Genomic DNA, 14,407 nt, shown 5'->3' on the forward strand with positions numbered 1-14,407 from the left:
ACTTCGCGGGCTTCTTCGATCTGTTCCGGCTTCATCCGTTTGGCCAGTGCGTCCCGTTTCTTGCGGGCGTTGGTGTTGCCGTTGCTGGCCGCGATTTCAAAATTTGCCCATGCCGCCACGTCGTCTTCGTTTTCTTCGCCGGCATTCAGCGCCGCGAATGCCTTGGCCATGCCGCTGGCGTCGTCGATGTTTTCCAAGTGTTCTTTGATGTTTTTTGCCATATAATCAAAACGGGTTTCGGCGCTCTGTGTCTGCAAAAAGAGTGGTCACGCGGGTCACCCCCACGGCTCCCCCTGGGAAGAACCTATGCCCGCGCGGCGGCTCCTCCTTTTTGACGGCGCGGGCGGGTTGGCCAGCTTGAGGTGTTGGGCGGTGAATCCGTATCGCGTGACGAAATCCTGCACCACGTGGTTGAGCCACGAGCGTGAAACACCGAGGCGCTTGGCCAATTCCTTTTGGCTTTTAACGCCGATGGATTCGGGTTGAATCATAAACGAAAGCGCCATCACTCGCATGTAAACGGCGCGCGGTTTGCATCGTCCATCCTCCCACGTTGGTTTCGGATTGATCCACCGAAGAATCTCGCCCAGGGCTTCGGCAAACTCGGCCACGCTTCGGGTATCCTCGGCCGGCGGGCCATCGATGGCATCGTAATCGAAGTCCACCAGTGGGTGAATCTCCCCAAAGCTGCTTTCACTCTCCGGCACCCCTCCGGCGTGTTCTCGGCGTCCCATCCCGTTGGTGTTCAGTTGTCCATTTTGTTTTCCTTGATTAGCTTGGCGAACAGCTCGCTCATCGTCAGGCCTTGGGCCTTGGCGTGCTGCTGGAAGGCCAGCGCGGCCTCGGCGGTGGTGTCCACCATCAGCAGCACTTTGTTCGGATTCTTGTGTTTTGCCTTGGCCATCACACCCACGCCGCCAGTTGGTCGTTGAGTTGCCGCTTGCGCTTCACCAGTTTACGATCCATCGCGCGCGCCTCGGTATCGTCCCAAACATATTCCCCGCCAGCCACGTCCGCGCGGTGGCGGTTCCGGTTCTCGGTGAGCTTGGTCGTAACGGCTTCGAGCGTGGTCTTGATCTCCCAAGGTGTGGCGGGCTTGCCGGTGGCTTCGGGGGCGGGCTTGGTTCCCTTTGGTTCGGGTGCGTTCGTTGGCCGTCCATCCTCGGCGTACCATCGCACCATCTCCCTGCGCCAATCCTTGAGCATTCCGAACTTGTTTGCCCACGTACGAGCCTCCTCCTTTTTGGCGTGAAACTTCTGGGCGTACCATGCGGGCACACCGGCCCTGTCGCCGTAGTCGATCACCTCCGCCTCGGTTGGGATTTCAGCCCCACCAGCCCCGTCATCCGAAGCCCCGCGCGCGCTCTCTCTCTTTTGGCTTTGGCTTTTACTTTGGTTTTGGCTTTGGTATGGCATAGGCTCGCCTATGGCTAGCTTATGGCTAGCTTGTGGCTCGCTTTTCCTTTTCTCCCACGATTTACGGGCCTTTTCACTCTGTGCCTCTCGATAATCTTCCAGCTTCGATCTAGTTTCTTCCTGCCTTTTGTTGTAAAGTTTGCCATTTTTTTGTCGAAAAAATTTCTTTTTTGCTTCCAAAATCGCTTTCGTTTTCGCTCCGGTAATCATTTTAAGGGTCTTCATGTCGTCCTCAATGCCGTCGCCTTCCCACGCGTGACAGAGCATCGAGATGTAGGCGCCACGTGCCTCGGCGGTCATCGTGGCCGTCCCGACTAAAAAATCAGCGGGGAAAAATTGAAAATAAGGGCATCGGCTCATGGCTTAAAAAGGCACGCCCTCGCTCTCGGCGGGCGCGCTGTTGGGGATTGTGGTTGCCGGGTGGGTCGGGACATCCCCAACGCCGTCCAGAGGGTCGCCAAGGCTTTCCTTTAACTGCTTCGACCAGGGCCGCGCGTCCTTCGCTTTGAGCTTCACGCGGATCCACTTCTCGCCTTCCTTGGTGCTGTTCACCCATGCGTCGGCCCAAAACTCCAGCTCGCCGAAGTTTCCGTTGCCTTTGAAGTGGGGATCACTCTTGTCTGGGCGTCGCTCGTGATTCATGCTCAAGCGGATCGTGTCGATATATTTGGGATCAATAGCCATTTTTATTTTCTTTCTTTTTGGGGTTAAAATCTTGGCGGCGTGTGGTTGTACGTCTCCTGCACCTGTTTCATCGCGGCGAAGGTCGCGCCGTCCATTCCACAGTTGTTTTTTTCGCGAATCTGTTCGGCGGTAATCTCCACCTGTTGCACAAACCGATTCACGACAGTGGCGGGCCGCTCCTTGTCCTTGTTTCGATCCCCGCCGCGTCGGATTCGAGCCACATATTCGGCGTGGCGCCGGCGGGCTTCGGCCAACGCCTCTCTACGCATCATGGCCGTGGCCGATTGGTCGGGCACGTGAATCAATCCATGATCGATTCCCCATTGCACCAACTCACGCGCGCGTTCCCACCTGAATTTCAGCGGTTCTTTTTCTTCGATCATTTCAGTTTTCCTTTTTGCTCGCCGCCGGAGCCCGCGCCGTTGAACCCCTCCAACGGCTCAAGGCTCGCCACCGTGATGGCGCATCCAGCCCGTTCGGCGGCCATGTTGTAGCGTTTCAGCATCGAAACACTGGCCACCTGTTTGTCATCCCGCCAAAAACCGACAGCGGTGAGCGCGTCCATCACCGCTTTGGCCGCGTTGTCGATGTCCGGCTTTTTGTCGTGCCATAAGGGCGCGTCATCACGCATCAACCCATTGGCGCGGAAATGCGCCTTGGGGCGCGGAAAAAGAAACACAAGAGTGAGCAGCAGCGGCCCTTCGTGGGGCTCGACGGGCAAATGATCTTGCACCGCCAACGCGATGCATCCCTTCCATCCCTCGGCCGTCGCGGGGTCATACATCCTCACCTTGCCATTGCGGGCAAAGGCACGGGCACGCGGCTGGCCTTTCGGGATTCCGTAAGCCGTGAAACTGGCCAACGCGTGGCCGCGCACTAGGTGATGATTCTCGCTCATATTCCAGCCAGTATCCATCCGCCGATTGTCCACGCGCCCACGGCAATGCACGCGATCAACGCGCTGGCGCCCAAAAAAAACATCAGCACGCACGCCCACAGTTTGGTTTCTCGTTTCATTTTTTCTTGGCCAGCATTTGCGTGCCGGTTTTGATTTCAATTTGATCACTCAACACATCCGCCACTTGGGCTTTTGCATCCTTGGATTTCAGCTCGGCGAATTGCGCCACTTGTTTTTCCAGCGTCGGTAAACTCACTTTGGTGGCGGCCAGCATTCCTTTGGCGTCGATCAATCCGGCATTAGCCAGCGCCTCAAAGGCTGGGCCGGACTCAGCCACGGCGCGCGTTGTGCGGCCGTCCTTGAGTTCCCATCCATCAATGGCGTTGGGGTTGGCCTCAATCAATTCACGGGCGCGGGCTTTGATGGCCGCGATCCGTTTGGCCAGCGCCTTCTCGGCCACAGCGGCCAGCTCCAACAGATCCGGCAACCGCTCGGCCGGTAGTTGGGCGGGATCATCCTGCACCAACGCCAAGGCCGTGGCTTGAGCTTCGGGGCACGTGGCGGCGGCCTTGCAATACTGGCACGCCTTGGCCGATGGACGGCGCAGGGCATCAGGGTTCTCGCTCTCATCCAGAATGCGTTCCACGTGATCGCGGGCAATCACCAGATCCTCCAAAGCGTAATGGCACACACTCGTTTGCGGTGAAACCCACGGCTGAATAATCGCCACGGTGACGCTGTGCAGTTCGGGGTTGTCCTCCTTCACCAGCACGGCAAGGCCACGCAATTGCAAATTGCCCACCGCTTCGGTTACAGCGCCGCGTCCGAATTTGTAATCCACCACCAGCGCGTGCGCGTCGCAGATCACCACCAGATCAGCCTTGCCGCTCACTCGGTCATCCAATCCCCACAAGCGCTCTTCGCGGATGATCGTGCAGTCGGCCACATTGGCGTCGGGGGCAACTTCTTCTAGCCACGCCCCCACCACTGAGGCCTCCAGCTCCATGGCAATCTCCACCGCCTTGCGCTCGTCATCATTGGCGAGGCATTGGAAACTTTGAGTTTCCATTCCTTCATGGCAACGCGTACCCATGCTCGCCACATCGCTGCTGGGCGGTTCGGGAATGTCGCGCTCGGCATTCACGCTGCCCGCACATTCTGAAACGCGATCCAGTCGGCTCATTGAGATTCGGCCTCGGCGCTCATCGGTTTCAGGATTCATCCTTGGCCTCCTTGGCTTCCGGGATCACGTCAGTGTTGGCAAATTCAATGTCCATCGAGGGTTGCCAGCCTCCCAGCCGCCATCCGTTGGCGTCAAAGTCTCTCACCACGGGCGCGCCTTGGCGCCGGATGGCATCAAAAAAATTGGCCACCACCGGCACGCATTCGGCGGGCATCACCCACTTGGAGGATCCCACGGCCACGATGATGTTGTGCGGCGCGGGACTGGGTTGGTCTTGGCCGCTCATGCGGTTGCCTCCGCAGTTTCAGGTTGTTCGGGGGCGAGTCCCTGCCTTGAAAGTTCGGCCTCGTCCGCTGGATCTTCAAGGGCGGGTTTTTCAAACATCTGCTCGGCAAAGACCGGTTTGGCTGCGCTGAATCGGTTGCTGGCAAAGTCCGGCGTGTCGTGATCTTTATCCATCGCCAACGCCTGTTCGGCGTCCATGGGCCAACGTTTAGAGTGTCGGCGCAGCACCGTCTTGCGGGCCATCTCGTCATAGTCCGTCACCCACGGGCCGGAGTTGCCCGCCTTGGATCGGCCACGGATCGCGTCGATTTCATCGCGCGTCATGATCTCATAACTGGTCACACGCTCGCCATCCTCAACCCATGAAGCGCGCGAATACACGCACACCAAATCACCACGGGCCGCAGAATAATCCACCGCGTGCTTGAGTGCTGTGCGGCCGTGACCGTCATCCTCCTGCACCTCAAAGGCATCCTTGGCGCGCACCACCTTGGCTTCGGCGGTCACACCGTTGCGGCGCGCGATGGCAAGTAGCCCTTTGTAATCGATCACCAGCGTGCAATCTTTCCCGTAGGGAATCAAATGCGCGTGGCGGCCGTCCGGCTCAAGTCCCACGGCGGACAGATCCAGCAAGCACTGGAATAAACTTGGCTGCGTGCATTGGAGCAGCTTGGGGGTTCGGTTCAGCGCCGTGAGGGCGATGCGGGTGAAGCGTTCCGGGGCACAATGGCGCGGGAGGGCTTTGGCGATTTGCTCTTGAAAAGCCGGGCCTTCCAATAGCGTGCGAAGTTCGGCCTTTTGAGTGGCCATCTCGTTTTTGCTCATCTCTTGTTCTCCTTGGATTGGGGTTAAGGGTTAGGGGTTAAAATTAGCCGGCCAGCGCACGCGAGTGACAAGGGTGAACGCACACCGGCCGGCCGGATGCCCCCCAAAGCACCCATCAAAAAAACGCTTCCACGGCGTTGGGCGACTGGCCCGCGCCCCCTGCATCCAGGGCGCCGCCGTGAAAGAGTGCATCCGCATCAGATTGCGCTGTGCGGAAAAAGCCATCATGCATGGGGTGGTCTTCCATGAATAAACGCGAATAAAACGCCACGTGCGCGTTGGGCAGCTTAAATTCGCCGCCGCCCTGAATCTCTGTCTCCCATCGAATGCGCTCGATGATGGCTTGGGCGCTGTAATGCTCGCGGCCCGCCTCGATCACTTCCAGCGTGAACTGAATAAAGCGCCGGTAGACTTCCGGGTGGGCTTGGTGATAGCTCGCCCAAGCCATCGCGTTTGGTGTGTTGGGGAGCGGCTTGAATAGGTCGGATTGGTAGGTCATCGGTTCACGGGGTTGGGGTTAACGGAAAGAGATTGAGCCTCACGGCACGCCGCCTGTTCGCACGGCAAGCAAACGTGTTCGCCTCTCGCCACGGCCACCGAGCAGATCACACACACAGACACCGGCCGACGGTTGCCCGCCGGCCGATGCTGCTTTGTGTTGGGCTTGTTGCTAGTCCCTGAGAATGAAGCCCCACGCGGCTGGAACGCCAAGGAGGCGGGGGTGGAGAACCCCTCTGAAGAAACGGCGCCAGTCCGCGCGGGTGTTGATAATTGGGAAAGCATCAGTCAAGCCTCCCATAAAGTTTGGTGATGGCGCGTTGGGTCGTCGCCGGCACGCGGCGCACATCAAAGCCTCGCTTGGCAAAGCCGCCCACGCCCATATTGTAAGCGGCATAAAGGTCGCCGGCGGTGGGTTCGCGCTTCATCCGTTTGGCCAGTTGCCCGTGGATCATCGCAAGGTATGTGCGCGCGTAGATCCTCGAAATGGCGGGGTCATTCGCTCCCTGCGCGTAAGGCGTGGCCTTGAATCCGTTGGCCTTGAGCCAGCGCGAACAATCCGCCCAAGCCGGTTTGTGCATTTGAAAAGCCCCGTTTGCCTTCCCTTGATCGCCCACCGCGCGCGGGTTGTCGTTGGATTCCACGAAGGCCACCGCATCAAGCAGCTTGCCGTTGATCTCCACGCCGGAGCAGGGCACGGCGAGCAACAGTAACGCAGCCAGCACCGCCACCAATCGGCACGCGCTGCGGGCCTCAAAGGCCAACACGTCCTTGAGCCTGTAACGAACTGCACGGGCGCCGAAGCGCACGCACTTCAATCTACCCTCACGCGTCCATCGGCGGATTGTGTCCGGATGAACGGCGAGCTTCTCGGCAACATCTTGTCTGGTTAAGTATGCAGTCATGGTTTCCTTGGGGTTGGGGGTTAATGGTTCAAGACTTTTGACGAAAAAAGACGGGCGCGCACATAGCAGGAAAGGGTGCGGTGGTCGGCCTTGGCGGCACGAGCCAGCGCCTTGAGTTCGGTGGGAGTTAAGCACACGCCCAAAGTCTTGGTGCGTTTGTCGGCGGGCTTCCTTGGCTTCAATGTCGTAACCTCCATCGCTGGAAGCAGTAAAGCATCAATGGTTTAAAGGTTCAAGACTTATTTGAGAATCTGCAAGGAAACTTGTTCGCGCTTTATTCCCCGTCATCCTCGGAAGGGGGGCGGCCTTTCGGCGCAACGGGTAGGCCGAGCTTGATGCGGATAAAGTCGCTGTAATTCCGGATGCCGAGGCGATCCATTTCGGCATCGACTTCGGCCTTCTCGGAATCAGTCACCCAAATGGCTAGGTTCTTGGTTCGGTCGCGGGATGTCTTGGATCGTTTTGACATTGGCTCGTCATTAAGGCCTTGGCCATTGAGTCCGGCGCAGTGTGTTCCCTCTCGGCAAGTTCCAGCAGCCGCGCGTAAGCGTCGGGCGCAAGCCGGAAAGTGAGGCGGTGTAAAGTTTCAAAATCACGGGCGGGGAAGGTACTGCATTGCTTGGGGTTGTCAATATTGCGAGTGGGCGTCAATGTTTCCATAGGGTTGCATAGGGTTGCATGGGTTGCATTTGGGCGGCAAAACGCCGCTGCTTTGGGTTGCTCTTAATTTTACCATTTTTCGCCGGCCTGTATACAGGTATTTTGCGTTAACTGAAACAGTGATAAAGTGGGGTGCGCCAGCGCCTCGATTTCCGGAGCCGGAAAACCTCCCGCCGCTAGGGTGCAATTTCCCAAAACGCTCTGGCCTCCGCCGGCGATACGCGCCCATCGTAATGGCGCCTGAAAACGTCGCTTTTTTCTTCGTGGCCCATCAGGTATTTTGTCCAATCCGGCCGGCCGTGCTGGGCAACGTGCATGGAGGCAAACGTGTGGCGCTTGATATGACTGCCCCATTCCCATTGCCCAAGCGCGCCAAGCTTCGCATCATTGCGTAGCTTCTCCATTTTTTTGCGGTAGTTTGTGAACGGGTAGAGATCGCCGCCACGCTTTAGCCATTTCACGCAATTGGGCGGGACGGGAACCATGCGGCGCATTCGCGTGCGGCCGGCTCCGGTTGGCACTTCCAGTTCCGGCGTGGGCCGGTCTAGGTGGATATTGGGCCAGCCCACGCCGATGCTGTCAGCGCTGCCCACCATCTCACTGATCCGCAACCCGCAAAAGTATCCAATGGCCAGAAAAGGAACCATCGCGGGGTGATGCTTCTTGGCGGTTGCCAAAAGTTCTCCGGCCTGTTCCGCGTTGTGCCAGCAAATTTCCTTTTGGCCGATAGGTGAAAGCTCGGCATCGGCGGCGGGGTTTTTTGCAATCCATCCTTGTTTCACGCTCCAATTGAAAAAGCGGCTCAATCGCGTGCGGTATCCTTTTTGGGTTATCGGCGCGCGGCCGCGCACTTTCGCAAATTCTTCAATGGTTTTGTGGGTGATCTCGCCAAGCGGCATATCCCCGTATAATGCGCCAAATCCTTTGACTATATTTTTAACGGTTTTGCTGCTGCTTTTTGCCAGCTCCAGCCCTTCCCAATATACCAAAAATTCGCGGATCGCATCGGCCGTTAGCACATCCGTGCGCGGGCGGTATTGGTCGTAGGCCATAGCCGCGTCCATCAACTTGAATTGCCCGGCCTCGGCGATTTGAACCGCGGCCAGTGTGTCGGCAACCACGGCTTGCGGTAGGCCCGCCAGTTGGCGCAGCATTCCGGCCGCGTCTTGGTATTGACCGGCAAAAGCTTTTGCGTCACCCTCGCGCGCGAACAACCTTTTGACCGGTTTGCCACCCAATTGAAAGTTAACACGCCAACGCACATTTCCATGATGATTGATTTTTGTGATTTTCATAAATTGACTTTCCGGCTTCGGGCCATTTCGGGCCGATTAGTTCGGGCCATTCGGGTCGGCTTTGCTGCACGTTTGCGTACCTTTCTGCACGCTTATGCATCAAAGCCAAGGAGGCGTCAATTGTATTTAAAGGCAGTAAACAGGGGGTTTACTGGGATTCGCGTGCGTAGCTCAATTGGATAGAGCAGTAGTTTCCGGAACTACTGTTTTTTTCGTTTTTCCATTAGAAAACAAAGGTCAAGCGGCTTCGGGCCATTTCGGGCGAGTCGGCTGGGCTTCATTTCTTTGCGCCTCCTTATTTTTCGCACGCACGGCGGCGCGGCGCTTCATCTCCTTGGATCGCTGTAATGGCGTGAGGTTGGCCCAGACGGCTTGGCCGCCTGCGGAGGATTTTGATTTGCCGCCTTTGCGGCCCATCTCGGCCATAAATTGGCTGACGGCTTTGGGGATTTCAGTTTTCTTCGGCATCGTTTTCATTTATTTGCCCTTTTTTCTTTGTTTACTAGTTTTGGATGGAGATAGTCGGAGCCAATCGCTTGATTGTTTTCTCCCGCCAGCGGCGGCCGATTTCAAATGATTTCAAGACGCCCTCGGACGTGGGTTCCCCTGCCTCCACTTCGCCGGCCATGAATGACTCGACGGATCCACCGCGTGTCTCTTGCAGGTGATCGGAGACTCTCGCCATTCCGGCGTCATTTAGATTGCGGAGTGAGCTGCCGATGTTGCCCGCCATTTCCTTTAGAATGCAGGCAGTTTCGTAGTTGGTTTTATATTTTACTTTCATTTTTTATTCTCTCGACTTTAGCGGCCTGAGTCCGGCCTGTTTGTTGTGTTGTTGTTGTTGGTTAAAATTGCCCGTTGTGTTTTTCGGCGAAAGCATCCCGGTAGTCGATGGATTCGCGGGCGATCTCGACGGACTCGATGAGTTGCACGCCGCCGCCGTTGATGATGTCGCCGTTGGGGGCGAGCAGGTCACCGGCGGCGATGTCGGTTTCCGTCTCGAAGGTGTTGACGATTAAAAAGCCGTTGTCCATCGAGGTGTTGAGAACCCCGCCCAATGCGGAGAGATCAAAATCGTATTCGCGCGCCCCATCGGGGAGGGCAATGGTGAATGAGATGAGCGAACCGTTGACCAGTTCGACTTGTTTGATTGTTGCTCGGTTCATGTTGTTGTTTTGGTTGTGAGGGGCGGTTCCCCTCGTGTCAAAACAAGATACACTTAAACCGCTTGCCTGTCAACTGATTTGTGAAAGTTTTTTCACTTTTTTTTGGTCGGTTTTTATCGGGTTTTGGGGCAGCTTTGGGGGGTCGTCACGGCGTGGATTCGTAACCATTGGGAATGGCGTGCTTGAGTTAGCGCGCGGGATCGCGCTGTGGCGGCTTTACCATTTGGTGAGGGGGCAGGATTCGGAATTGGGGGTCAGCACAGCGGGCCGCTAATCAAAGCTGCTTACACGGCATCCTGTGGCCTTGATTTGTGGCTTAAATGCGGCGAATCCGGCGAATGACGCCCAAAGGGATGGCGACGAAATCGCCTTCGGGGGGTTGGTCGGGGCGGGTATCGAATAGGCTGGTGGCGATGATGATGTGGTCGGGGCGTTTGGCGGCGAGGCGGCCGATGGTGATGCATCGGGCGGGCTTGGCGTCTGGGAGTGTTTCGTTGGTGAAGCTGCAAATGTCGTCCCAATGAATTTCAAGAAGGGCGCCGAGTTTTGCGGGGAGCTTCATTTGAACTTGAAGTGGTTGGTGGGGTAGAGCCCGCGCGGGGTTTGGATTCGGAACTGGCGGCGCTCAATGATTCCGGCGCGCACGCTCGCGCACAACATTCGGCCTGTGTGAGAGTAGCTTTTGCCGAGTTGGCCGGCGATCTCGGCCACCGTGTACCATCCGGAGGGAACGGATTCTGGCGCGCCGTTGGTGACGAGTGTGCCGGCGAGAGTTTTGGCGAATTGGTTGGCGGTTTTTTTGTCCATCATTGGTGATCGTCAAACTTTGTTGCCGATCAAAATTCTTCCAAGCCGGTGGGTAAAACCCAATGCGGGCCGCAGCGGCGGGCGAGCCATGTGATGGTGGTGCATCCTTTGTAGACTCCAAAGGCCCAGGCGTTTTCCCACGCGGCGGTTGCCAGCCGGTTCTTGGCGTATCGCATCCGGCCAAAGTCGGCGAGGCATCCGATGGAGTAACCCCAAGTGCCGCCTTGGCGGCGGCCGGTTTGGACTTCGACGCGGTGAATGTGGCCCATGATGATGGTGCCGCCTCGCGCGGCGTAGTGCGTGGCCGCTTCTTTCACGGCATTCATGTTCGCGCTGTACCCGTGCGTAAAGGCCAGTTTGCCTTCGGCGACGCGATGCACGCCCGTTTCGGCGTGGTATTCGTAAAGCTTCGTTTTAGTGCGGCGGCATTGTTTTTCGATGCGCTCGATGACTTCGGCGGCGGCGAAGCGCATCGCGCCGTTGCTGTGGCTTTCGCGGATACGCCAGAGGCGGTCTTCGTGGTTGCCTAGCAGGTAGACGTGGGGGGCGTAGGCTTCGAGAAAGCAGAAGCCTTGCACGAGGTCGTCGGTGAGGTCATCGGCGGCGGCGCTGTCTTCGTTGCTGATGCCTTGGCGGAGGCCGGCGAAGTCGAAGTTGTCGCCGACGTGGATCTTTAGATCCGGCTGGTAGTGGTCAACGAATTTAAGGAACGCGAGGCGCGCGCCCTTGTCGATCATCGCGCCGTGGTTGTCGCCCACGGCCACCCATTTTTTCCATCCTCTTTTGCTCATAATTCAAAGCCTCCGCAATGGCTTTGGGGTGAGCGGTCACCATTTGTCGATTGGGCAACGCTCGGTTTCCAATGCCAGCTTCGGCAGGCTGCATCCGCACGCATCGCATCGGCCAAGGCCAAAGCGGGCGTCACGGTTCATTTTTGGGCAGTCAAAACAGGTTTGCGCGCGTTGGCGCAGCGTGGCTTCGTCGGCCACGGGGAATCCCGCTTTGGCCCAAAGGCCAACAGAGGTAGCGAGCTTCGTCATCATTGATGCGAGTGATAAAGTCATTGTCCGGCCTCGATGCGTTCTTCCAGTTGGTTTATTGTTTTTAATGCGGCGCGTGTCCATTCGGGGGGTTGGTCGGGGCGGGTGTCGAACAGCATGGTTCCTTGCCCGTCACATCAGCCCAACGCTGAATCGAAACCGCAACGTATTCAGGCGTAAGCTCCATGGCGTAGCACTTGCGGCCCAGTTGCTCGGCGGCGATGAGTGTGGTGCCGGAGCCGAGGAATGGTTCCGCGACAATCGCGCCCTCCGGCGTGCTTGACTTGATGGCTCGACAAATCATCGTCACCGGCTTGGGGGTGGCGTGCCCATGCCTGTCCTCGCCGGTCACACGGTTGAACTCCCAAACGTCCGTCATGTTGTCGTGGGTGTTGTCGAAGTAGGCGCGGGTGGCGTAGAACTCCCGCTTGATTTCGTCGTGATCCCGCTTGAATGCGTCGTGATCCCGCTTGATTTCGTCGTGATCCCGCTTGAATGCGTCGTGCTCCCGCGCTGCTGCTTGGAGTTTTCGGTAGTGATCTTCGGGAATAAATTGCCATTGGCTTTTGGTGAACCAATGCCCGTGCATCCCAGCGCCGCAAATCCGCTTCACGTCCCCTGCTGTCCATCCCATTTTCTTCAAGTCAGCATCAAGCGCGGAACGAATCGGCTCCCACCCCTCCCAGTAGTTGTCGGCGTTGCTGTTGAATCCCTGCTCGCCAAGCATGAAGAACAGGCAGCGTTCAGATGCTGTTGGGAACGAGCGGTAATGCTCCGCATCCATGCCCTGCCCGTATTTTTTATCCCAAACGACCTCATTTCTCAGCGTCAACCGCTCGGAATCCTTCAGCCCACCGACGTACCACAGCCGCCACAAGTCTTCAGCGTTGCCCCAGATGTATGCGCTGCCGTTGTCCTCGGTGTGCGGTCGGAACGCTCGCCACCAATCCATCTGGAATGCGTCGAGTTTGTCGGCGTAGAGGTTATCATTCGCCACCCCGTCTTTCTCTTTGCCCATGCCGTAAGGCGGGTCGGCGTGAATCAGATCCGCCTTCGCCCCCGCCATCAGCCGCTCCACGTCCTCGGCCTTCGTCGAGTCGCCGCACAGTAATCGGTGGTCGCCCAATTCCCAAATCTGCCCGCTTTCCACGCCCCACTTCTCGCGCAGTTCTTCAGCGCGGTCAATCTGCGGCTCGGCGTCTGCCATGTCATCTGGATTAAATTGGGTCAATAAATCCTCAAGGGTTGTCGTGTCAAACCCTGTCAAGTCCATGTCAATTTCCCCCGTGTCCAGTTCAATCAGTAAATCCTTTAAAGCTGCATTGTTCATTTCGGCAAGCTCGGCAATCCTATTGTCGGCAATTAAATGCGCCGTTTCTTCTGCCTCGTTTTTAAAGTCCTGCAAATTGACCGGGGCATTATCCAGCCCCAAAAAATACGCGGCTTTTAATCTGGCGTGACCAGCAACAATGAACCCGCTCCTTTTGCTCACGACAATAGGAGCACGCCACCCTTGCGCGGCAATTATCTTGCCGAGCATTTGGATTTGCTGGTCGCTGTGCGTGTTTGGATTTCGGGGATGATCAACCAGTTCGGCAAGGTTTTTAACCTCATCATGTGCGCAATGGATTTCAGGATTTAATTTTGTTTCCGTGTTCATGGGCGAGTGAAAAAGTCATTGTCCGGCCTCGATGCGTTCTTCCAGTTGGTTTATTGTTTTTAATGCGGCGCGTGTCCATTCGGGGGCGGCCAGCGCGGCGGCTTCAAAATCAGGGCGTGCGATCAGGCGGGCGCTGTTCTCCAGCTTCACCGTGACGCAGCCGGTTAAGCTCAGCGTCAAGGAGAGCATCAATGGCTTGATCCACTTCATCATCTTTGCGTTGTTTCCGTTGGCTGGCGGCTTGCACCGTCATCATGCGGCTAATCTGTTCGAGCGCGGCGGCGATCTTCGGGATGGCGGCAATGGCGGCGAGCAGTTGCACGGGTTATTTTTTGGCGGCGTATTCTTTTAGGGCGTCCACGATAGATTGCCCCCCAATGTAGGCGGGCACGATAATCACCACGGCGCCGATGAGTTGCTCGGTGAGTTCGGGGGATAGGTTGGCCCATTCGGTGGCCATGACGGTGAGGAGGCCGCCGATGGCCATCCAGAGTTTTCGGGATTTCAGTTTATCTTTCATTGGTCTTTTGTTTTTTTCTCACGCAAGCGGTCAATCACCCACGCAATGAGTTTGCTGGTGGCGTAAAGGAAGGTGACGGCAAGGATGCCGGTGTTCAGGAACGCATCAAGGCCGGCGAAATTGGCCGTGGCGAGTCCGGCGCTTGAGACGCCCAACACTTTCCCGATGTCTAGAATTTCGTCGCTCATAATAATGTTTAGGGTGGAGGCGGGCCTCCCGTTCCTTGATATTGATATCGAATGATTACCACGCCGCTTCCGCCCGCTGCTGCATTAGTGCTTTGGTCGCCACCACCACCACCGCCACCAGAGTTTGCCGTCCCAGCATCAGCGTGGTTTCCGCTCCCTCCCGAGCTGCCTTGACCACCTTGGCCACCACCGCCGCTGCCACCAGAACCACGGGTTCCACCGGCTCCCCCACCCCCCCCCCCCCCCCCCACCCACCTCCCCCCCATTGATGAAGAGGATCCTGCTCCCCCACCCCCCCAACTGAAAAAAACACCTCGTGTGCCTCCCGCCCCACCCGCCCCCCCACCCCCCCCCCCCCCCGGCGCCCCCCACTTTTT

27 protein-coding genes are annotated in these 14,407 nt (G+C 57.5%); all 27 read right to left on the bottom strand.

Annotated features, from left to right (window positions below; all coding sequences use genetic code 11):
- The coding region (locus H8E27_01605) for a hypothetical protein (protein MBC8324308.1) at positions 1 to 221 on the bottom strand (221 nt) is incomplete at its 3' end.
- Positions 222 to 275: 54 nt separating this feature from the next.
- Complete coding sequence (locus tag H8E27_01610) at positions 276 to 734, bottom strand: helix-turn-helix transcriptional regulator (GenBank protein ID MBC8324309.1); 459 nt, start codon at positions 732 to 734, stop codon at positions 276 to 278.
- Positions 735 to 745: 11 nt separating this feature from the next.
- A complete protein-coding gene (locus H8E27_01615) occupies positions 746 to 913 on the bottom strand; it encodes a hypothetical protein (protein MBC8324310.1) in 168 nt (55 codons plus the stop codon).
- Positions 904 to 1,776, bottom strand: a complete 873-nt coding sequence (locus tag H8E27_01620) for a DUF1376 domain-containing protein (protein ID MBC8324311.1) — start codon at positions 1,774 to 1,776, stop codon at positions 904 to 906. Before H8E27_01620 ends, H8E27_01615 begins: the two co-directional genes overlap by 10 nt.
- Positions 1,777 to 1,779: 3 nt before the next feature.
- A complete protein-coding gene (locus H8E27_01625; protein ID MBC8324312.1) occupies positions 1,780 to 2,100 on the bottom strand; it encodes a hypothetical protein in 321 nt (106 codons plus the stop codon).
- Between the two features lie 23 nt (positions 2,101 to 2,123).
- Entirely contained in the window at positions 2,124 to 2,483 is a 360-nt protein-coding gene (locus tag H8E27_01630) for a hypothetical protein (GenBank protein ID MBC8324313.1), read from the bottom strand.
- Complete coding sequence (locus H8E27_01635) at positions 2,480 to 3,016, bottom strand: RusA family crossover junction endodeoxyribonuclease (protein MBC8324314.1); 537 nt, start codon at positions 3,014 to 3,016, stop codon at positions 2,480 to 2,482. The genes H8E27_01630 and H8E27_01635 overlap by 4 nt, the downstream gene beginning before the upstream one ends.
- Before the next feature lie 97 nt (positions 3,017 to 3,113).
- Positions 3,114 to 4,220, bottom strand: coding sequence for a DUF2800 domain-containing protein (locus H8E27_01640; protein MBC8324315.1), 1,107 nt, complete (start codon positions 4,218 to 4,220; stop codon positions 3,114 to 3,116).
- A complete protein-coding gene (locus H8E27_01645; protein ID MBC8324316.1) occupies positions 4,210 to 4,467 on the bottom strand; it encodes a hypothetical protein in 258 nt (85 codons plus the stop codon). Before H8E27_01645 ends, H8E27_01640 begins: the two co-directional genes overlap by 11 nt.
- Positions 4,464 to 5,291 (bottom strand): recombinase RecT, encoded by an 828-nt coding sequence (locus H8E27_01650; protein MBC8324317.1) that lies wholly within the window; start codon positions 5,289 to 5,291, stop codon positions 4,464 to 4,466. The genes H8E27_01645 and H8E27_01650 overlap by 4 nt, the downstream gene beginning before the upstream one ends.
- 115 nt (positions 5,292 to 5,406) lie before the next feature.
- Positions 5,407 to 5,790: a hypothetical protein gene (locus H8E27_01655; GenBank protein ID MBC8324318.1), complete on the bottom strand. Its 384-nt coding sequence runs from the start codon at positions 5,788 to 5,790 to the stop codon at positions 5,407 to 5,409.
- Between the two features lie 283 nt (positions 5,791 to 6,073).
- Positions 6,074 to 6,694: a helix-turn-helix domain-containing protein gene (locus H8E27_01660; GenBank protein MBC8324319.1), complete on the bottom strand. Its 621-nt coding sequence runs from the start codon at positions 6,692 to 6,694 to the stop codon at positions 6,074 to 6,076.
- A gap of 20 nt (positions 6,695 to 6,714) precedes the next feature.
- A complete protein-coding gene (locus H8E27_01665) occupies positions 6,715 to 6,891 on the bottom strand; it encodes a hypothetical protein (protein ID MBC8324320.1) in 177 nt (58 codons plus the stop codon).
- Between the two features lie 77 nt (positions 6,892 to 6,968).
- A complete protein-coding gene (locus H8E27_01670; protein ID MBC8324321.1) occupies positions 6,969 to 7,163 on the bottom strand; it encodes a hypothetical protein in 195 nt (64 codons plus the stop codon).
- A gap of 367 nt (positions 7,164 to 7,530) precedes the next feature.
- Positions 7,531 to 8,649, bottom strand: coding sequence for a phage integrase SAM-like domain-containing protein (locus H8E27_01675; protein MBC8324322.1), 1,119 nt, complete (start codon positions 8,647 to 8,649; stop codon positions 7,531 to 7,533).
- A 237-nt stretch (positions 8,650 to 8,886) separates the two neighbouring features.
- Positions 8,887 to 9,126: a hypothetical protein gene (locus tag H8E27_01680; protein MBC8324323.1), complete on the bottom strand. Its 240-nt coding sequence runs from the start codon at positions 9,124 to 9,126 to the stop codon at positions 8,887 to 8,889.
- Positions 9,127 to 9,151: 25 nt separating this feature from the next.
- Positions 9,152 to 9,433, bottom strand: a complete 282-nt coding sequence (locus tag H8E27_01685) for a hypothetical protein (GenBank protein ID MBC8324324.1) — start codon at positions 9,431 to 9,433, stop codon at positions 9,152 to 9,154.
- Between the two features lie 61 nt (positions 9,434 to 9,494).
- Entirely contained in the window at positions 9,495 to 9,815 is a 321-nt protein-coding gene (locus tag H8E27_01690; GenBank protein MBC8324325.1) for a hypothetical protein, read from the bottom strand.
- Positions 9,816 to 10,131: 316 nt separating this feature from the next.
- Positions 10,132 to 10,377, bottom strand: a complete 246-nt coding sequence (locus H8E27_01695; GenBank protein ID MBC8324326.1) for a hypothetical protein — start codon at positions 10,375 to 10,377, stop codon at positions 10,132 to 10,134.
- Positions 10,374 to 10,625, bottom strand: a complete 252-nt coding sequence (locus tag H8E27_01700) for a hypothetical protein (protein ID MBC8324327.1) — start codon at positions 10,623 to 10,625, stop codon at positions 10,374 to 10,376. The genes H8E27_01695 and H8E27_01700 overlap by 4 nt, the downstream gene beginning before the upstream one ends.
- A 26-nt stretch (positions 10,626 to 10,651) precedes the next feature.
- Positions 10,652 to 11,413 carry a metallophosphoesterase gene (locus H8E27_01705; GenBank protein MBC8324328.1) on the bottom strand — a complete coding sequence of 254 codons (762 nt, stop codon included), beginning with the start codon at positions 11,411 to 11,413 and terminating at the stop codon, positions 10,652 to 10,654.
- Between the two features lie 36 nt (positions 11,414 to 11,449).
- Positions 11,450 to 11,665: a hypothetical protein gene (locus H8E27_01710; GenBank protein MBC8324329.1), complete on the bottom strand. Its 216-nt coding sequence runs from the start codon at positions 11,663 to 11,665 to the stop codon at positions 11,450 to 11,452.
- A 61-nt stretch (positions 11,666 to 11,726) separates the two neighbouring features.
- Positions 11,727 to 13,322, bottom strand: a complete 1,596-nt coding sequence (locus H8E27_01715; protein ID MBC8324330.1) for a ParB N-terminal domain-containing protein — start codon at positions 13,320 to 13,322, stop codon at positions 11,727 to 11,729.
- Positions 13,323 to 13,431: 109 nt separating this feature from the next.
- The gene (locus tag H8E27_01720; protein ID MBC8324331.1) at positions 13,432 to 13,644 is read right to left on the bottom strand and encodes a hypothetical protein; all 213 of its coding nucleotides are present in this window, start codon (positions 13,642 to 13,644) and stop codon (positions 13,432 to 13,434) included.
- Between the two features lie 3 nt (positions 13,645 to 13,647).
- The gene (locus H8E27_01725) at positions 13,648 to 13,842 is read right to left on the bottom strand and encodes a hypothetical protein (GenBank protein ID MBC8324332.1); all 195 of its coding nucleotides are present in this window, start codon (positions 13,840 to 13,842) and stop codon (positions 13,648 to 13,650) included.
- Positions 13,839 to 14,030 (bottom strand): hypothetical protein, encoded by a 192-nt coding sequence (locus H8E27_01730; GenBank protein ID MBC8324333.1) that lies wholly within the window; start codon positions 14,028 to 14,030, stop codon positions 13,839 to 13,841. The genes H8E27_01725 and H8E27_01730 overlap by 4 nt, the downstream gene beginning before the upstream one ends.
- A gap of 55 nt (positions 14,031 to 14,085) precedes the next feature.
- Complete coding sequence (locus H8E27_01735) at positions 14,086 to 14,250, bottom strand: hypothetical protein (GenBank protein ID MBC8324334.1); 165 nt, start codon at positions 14,248 to 14,250, stop codon at positions 14,086 to 14,088.
- Between the last annotated feature and the right edge of the window lie 157 nt (positions 14,251 to 14,407).

This window comes from Limisphaerales bacterium (assembly GCA_014382585.1).
In the GTDB taxonomy this organism is placed as follows: Bacteria; Verrucomicrobiota; Verrucomicrobiia; order Limisphaerales; family UBA1100; genus JACNJL01.

What these genes read in the sequence shown, in the direction of transcription:
- H8E27_01705 (MBC8324328.1), bottom strand. Translation starts at nt 11,413, where the DNA reads ATGAGCAAAAGAGGATGGAAAAAATGGGTGGCCGTGGGCGACAACCAC.
- H8E27_01665 (MBC8324320.1), bottom strand. Translation starts at nt 6,891, where the DNA reads ATGGAGGTTACGACATTGAAGCCAAGGAAGCCCGCCGACAAACGCACC.
- H8E27_01715 (MBC8324330.1), bottom strand. Translation starts at nt 13,322, where the DNA reads ATGAACACGGAAACAAAATTAAATCCTGAAATCCATTGCGCACATGAT.
- H8E27_01655 (MBC8324318.1), bottom strand. Translation starts at nt 5,790, where the DNA reads ATGACCTACCAATCCGACCTATTCAAGCCGCTCCCCAACACACCAAAC.
- H8E27_01670 (MBC8324321.1), bottom strand. Translation starts at nt 7,163, where the DNA reads ATGTCAAAACGATCCAAGACATCCCGCGACCGAACCAAGAACCTAGCC.
- H8E27_01630 (MBC8324313.1), bottom strand. Translation starts at nt 2,483, where the DNA reads ATGATCGAAGAAAAAGAACCGCTGAAATTCAGGTGGGAACGCGCGCGT.
- H8E27_01640 (MBC8324315.1), bottom strand. Translation starts at nt 4,220, where the DNA reads ATGAATCCTGAAACCGATGAGCGCCGAGGCCGAATCTCAATGAGCCGA.
- H8E27_01680 (MBC8324323.1), bottom strand. Translation starts at nt 9,126, where the DNA reads ATGAAAACGATGCCGAAGAAAACTGAAATCCCCAAAGCCGTCAGCCAA.
- H8E27_01620 (MBC8324311.1), bottom strand. Translation starts at nt 1,776, where the DNA reads ATGAGCCGATGCCCTTATTTTCAATTTTTCCCCGCTGATTTTTTAGTC.
- H8E27_01625 (MBC8324312.1), bottom strand. Translation starts at nt 2,100, where the DNA reads ATGGCTATTGATCCCAAATATATCGACACGATCCGCTTGAGCATGAAT.
- H8E27_01660 (MBC8324319.1), bottom strand. Translation starts at nt 6,694, where the DNA reads ATGACTGCATACTTAACCAGACAAGATGTTGCCGAGAAGCTCGCCGTT.
- H8E27_01635 (MBC8324314.1), bottom strand. Translation starts at nt 3,016, where the DNA reads ATGGATACTGGCTGGAATATGAGCGAGAATCATCACCTAGTGCGCGGC.
- H8E27_01650 (MBC8324317.1), bottom strand. Translation starts at nt 5,291, where the DNA reads ATGAGCAAAAACGAGATGGCCACTCAAAAGGCCGAACTTCGCACGCTA.
- H8E27_01710 (MBC8324329.1), bottom strand. Translation starts at nt 11,665, where the DNA reads ATGATGACGAAGCTCGCTACCTCTGTTGGCCTTTGGGCCAAAGCGGGA.
- H8E27_01730 (MBC8324333.1), bottom strand. Translation starts at nt 14,030, where the DNA reads ATGAGCGACGAAATTCTAGACATCGGGAAAGTGTTGGGCGTCTCAAGC.
- H8E27_01685 (MBC8324324.1), bottom strand. Translation starts at nt 9,433, where the DNA reads ATGAAAGTAAAATATAAAACCAACTACGAAACTGCCTGCATTCTAAAG.
- H8E27_01690 (MBC8324325.1), bottom strand. Translation starts at nt 9,815, where the DNA reads ATGAACCGAGCAACAATCAAACAAGTCGAACTGGTCAACGGTTCGCTC.
- H8E27_01675 (MBC8324322.1), bottom strand. Translation starts at nt 8,649, where the DNA reads ATGAAAATCACAAAAATCAATCATCATGGAAATGTGCGTTGGCGTGTT.
- H8E27_01610 (MBC8324309.1), bottom strand. Translation starts at nt 734, where the DNA reads ATGGGACGCCGAGAACACGCCGGAGGGGTGCCGGAGAGTGAAAGCAGC.
- H8E27_01645 (MBC8324316.1), bottom strand. Translation starts at nt 4,467, where the DNA reads ATGAGCGGCCAAGACCAACCCAGTCCCGCGCCGCACAACATCATCGTG.
- H8E27_01695 (MBC8324326.1), bottom strand. Translation starts at nt 10,377, where the DNA reads ATGAAGCTCCCCGCAAAACTCGGCGCCCTTCTTGAAATTCATTGGGAC.
- H8E27_01725 (MBC8324332.1), bottom strand. Translation starts at nt 13,842, where the DNA reads ATGAAAGATAAACTGAAATCCCGAAAACTCTGGATGGCCATCGGCGGC.
- H8E27_01700 (MBC8324327.1), bottom strand. Translation starts at nt 10,625, where the DNA reads ATGATGGACAAAAAAACCGCCAACCAATTCGCCAAAACTCTCGCCGGC.